Raw genomic sequence first — 2164 nt, 5'->3', positions numbered from 1 at the left:
GGTAAACAGGACATTTTAATTGATTGTATTCCTAAGGAAAAAAGACAAAGAAAGATGAATTCGATTCATCTTTCTCGTATATTAATGTAGTTTGCTTTTCGTGAGAATACACCTCGAAAATGGGAAGTAAGCGTCGCAATCGACCATGTTACCAGCATTTGAACAAAGAAACTACCAATCACGTTCACGAATGGCTTCTTCTGTATCTATTTCGATACCAAAAAAGGCTAAAATATCTTCAACAGTTTGTGCAATTGATTCTCTCGCAACTGTTTCAATTTCGCTGTCATTCTCGTCAAATTCTTCTGCAAGATCATTGATTGCATGGATGGCGAAATCAAGCTTTGATTGAATTTCTTCGATATCTTGATTTCCTTGTTCCAAAAATTCAACAACTTTAATTAGTTCAGCTTTGACTTTATCCACAAGAAAATTAGGGAAATATCCATCAATATACATATCTTTTAAATATTCAAATGAGCCACTACCATTATCATGCACTCTTAGCACAAATGGTTTAATTTTGTCTGTAACATTTACTTTACTTCGACTCCAATCTAATAATGTCAAAGTATCTCTATCATCTGGATCTAGCTTATCTGTAATTTCAAATTCTCTTAATGCTTCCTCATATTGTTCAAGATAATAGTAGGAGTAGCCCACGCGAAAATGCCAAAGTGGGTCATTCTCACCAAGTTTTGCAATAGCCAAAAGCTGTTGAAGTGCTTCATCGTAACGTTCCAAATTATTCAAAGCTCTTGCCAATAAACTGACCGTATCATAATCTCTGTCTGATTGGGGAATTTCCATAATTCTATCTACTATTTTTTCATGTTCATCTTCTTGATGCCAAATAATAAGTTGCGCTAAAGTGTCTTTTTCCATCACTCTGCCTCTTTTCGTTTGTAAGATTTACCACCTATTATCCAAATTTATCTTAAATCAACTATCATCATTATAATATCATCATTTTGCATATTAAGGATAAATTTTACGATATTCCTCATTGTCTTTCGTTTTAGTCCAAATACCATATTTCCATCTGATTTCACCATTTTTCAATTTTGTTACTACATCTTCTTCATATTTTTCATAGTTGAAGGATTCATCCATATCGATACGAATATCTAAAGTGTGATGTTCATCACACAACAAATCACTAAGGCCGTCTACTCTATCTACAAGTATGACTTTATAAGTAACCGTGTCACCTTCAGCAATTAAACGACCTTTTTTGTTTTCGTAAKGTAAACGAATGCCAAAAACATTTTCCATCTTACAAACAAGTTTTTCGAATAAATCATCTTCCAACAAAACTATGCTTAATATTTTTATCACAACGCTAAACCTTCTTCCATTACTCTTAGATTCTTGATCTTAACTTTCATGGCTTATAGTCAGTATGTTATAGTTCGCATCCAAATAGACAACAACCAACTGATCCGTATACTCTGGGTCAAAAGTAAAATCCATAATGAATATCTGATTTTTTAGTTCTTTTTCAAAGTTACTTCCCAACCAACCTTCGCCCAAGCTGCTTCCCAAGCTTTTTAGCATAAGTAGGTCAACCATCTCCGGTTCACTTAATGTTCCAGGTTGCTCCATCCCAAACATTACTTTTAAGCTTTCATCATCCATTTCTAAAAGATGAAAAGCAAAGAAATCATGAAGCAACTTATGACTAGGGTCTTTTGTATTTTGAATAATATCTCTTAGATGCGCCCGAGCCTTGTTTACCAACTCATCCATGTGATCTAGTGCATGGGAAACACGAGCGATATCGCTCTCATTTTGTGTAATTTTTTCCGACACATTAAAATAAACCGGGATCTTGTTATCAGGCATTAGGTTATCTATCCAAAGAGATTCGCCGGGTGTGTACTCTAGACTAGGAAATTTCGTGCTTGGTATTTGTTTCATCATTTAGTTGGCTCCTTTAATCTTTCTGATCAATTAGGGGTCCCACCAGCAAAACGCGGATTAACAACGTAAAGAGGGAATTTACCCAAAGAACAACTGTTATTATCACGTTAAATGGTCCTGCCGTACTGAAAAGCCTTGCCAATCCTTCGTTTTTAGACTTCAACTAAATTGATGTGTCAGCTTGAGCTATACTTCAACCTGATGTCAGACTACAGACTTAAAATCGTCTAGATAGGGTCGT

At 35.0% G+C, this 2164-nt stretch carries 3 protein-coding genes; all 3 read right to left on the bottom strand.

Features of this window, described 5'->3' with window-relative positions; translation table 11 throughout:
- Positions 1–171: 171 nt before the first annotated feature.
- The 3 genes from AC1DWN_RS32735 to AC1DWN_RS32725 all read right to left on the bottom strand — a co-directional run bounded on the left by AC1DWN_RS32735 (position 172) and on the right by AC1DWN_RS32725 (position 1923).
- The gene (locus tag AC1DWN_RS32735; protein ID WP_477563014.1) at positions 172–885 is read right to left on the bottom strand and encodes a DUF5713 family protein; all 714 of its coding nucleotides are present in this window, start codon (positions 883–885) and stop codon (positions 172–174) included.
- A gap of 93 nt (positions 886–978) precedes the next feature.
- Positions 979–1338 (bottom strand): hypothetical protein, encoded by a 360-nt coding sequence (locus tag AC1DWN_RS32730; RefSeq protein ID WP_477563013.1) that lies wholly within the window; start codon positions 1336–1338, stop codon positions 979–981.
- 39 nt (positions 1339–1377) lie between these two features.
- Positions 1378–1923, bottom strand: coding sequence for a DUF2004 domain-containing protein (locus AC1DWN_RS32725; RefSeq protein WP_477563012.1), 546 nt, complete (start codon positions 1921–1923; stop codon positions 1378–1380).
- Positions 1924–2164: the final 241 nt, after the last annotated feature.

Source organism: Paenibacillus sp. P4_A7, assembly GCF_056402455.1.
Note: the sequence above shows the minus strand (reverse complement) of the source record. Positions and strands in the feature narration are given on the sequence as shown.

Excerpts from the sequence above, each read along its gene's own strand:
- AC1DWN_RS32725 (WP_477563012.1), bottom strand. The coding sequence starts at position 1,923 with ATGATGAAACAAATACCAAGCACGAAATTTCCTAGTCTAGAGTACACA.
- AC1DWN_RS32735 (WP_477563014.1), bottom strand. The coding sequence starts at position 885 with ATGGAAAAAGACACTTTAGCGCAACTTATTATTTGGCATCAAGAAGAT.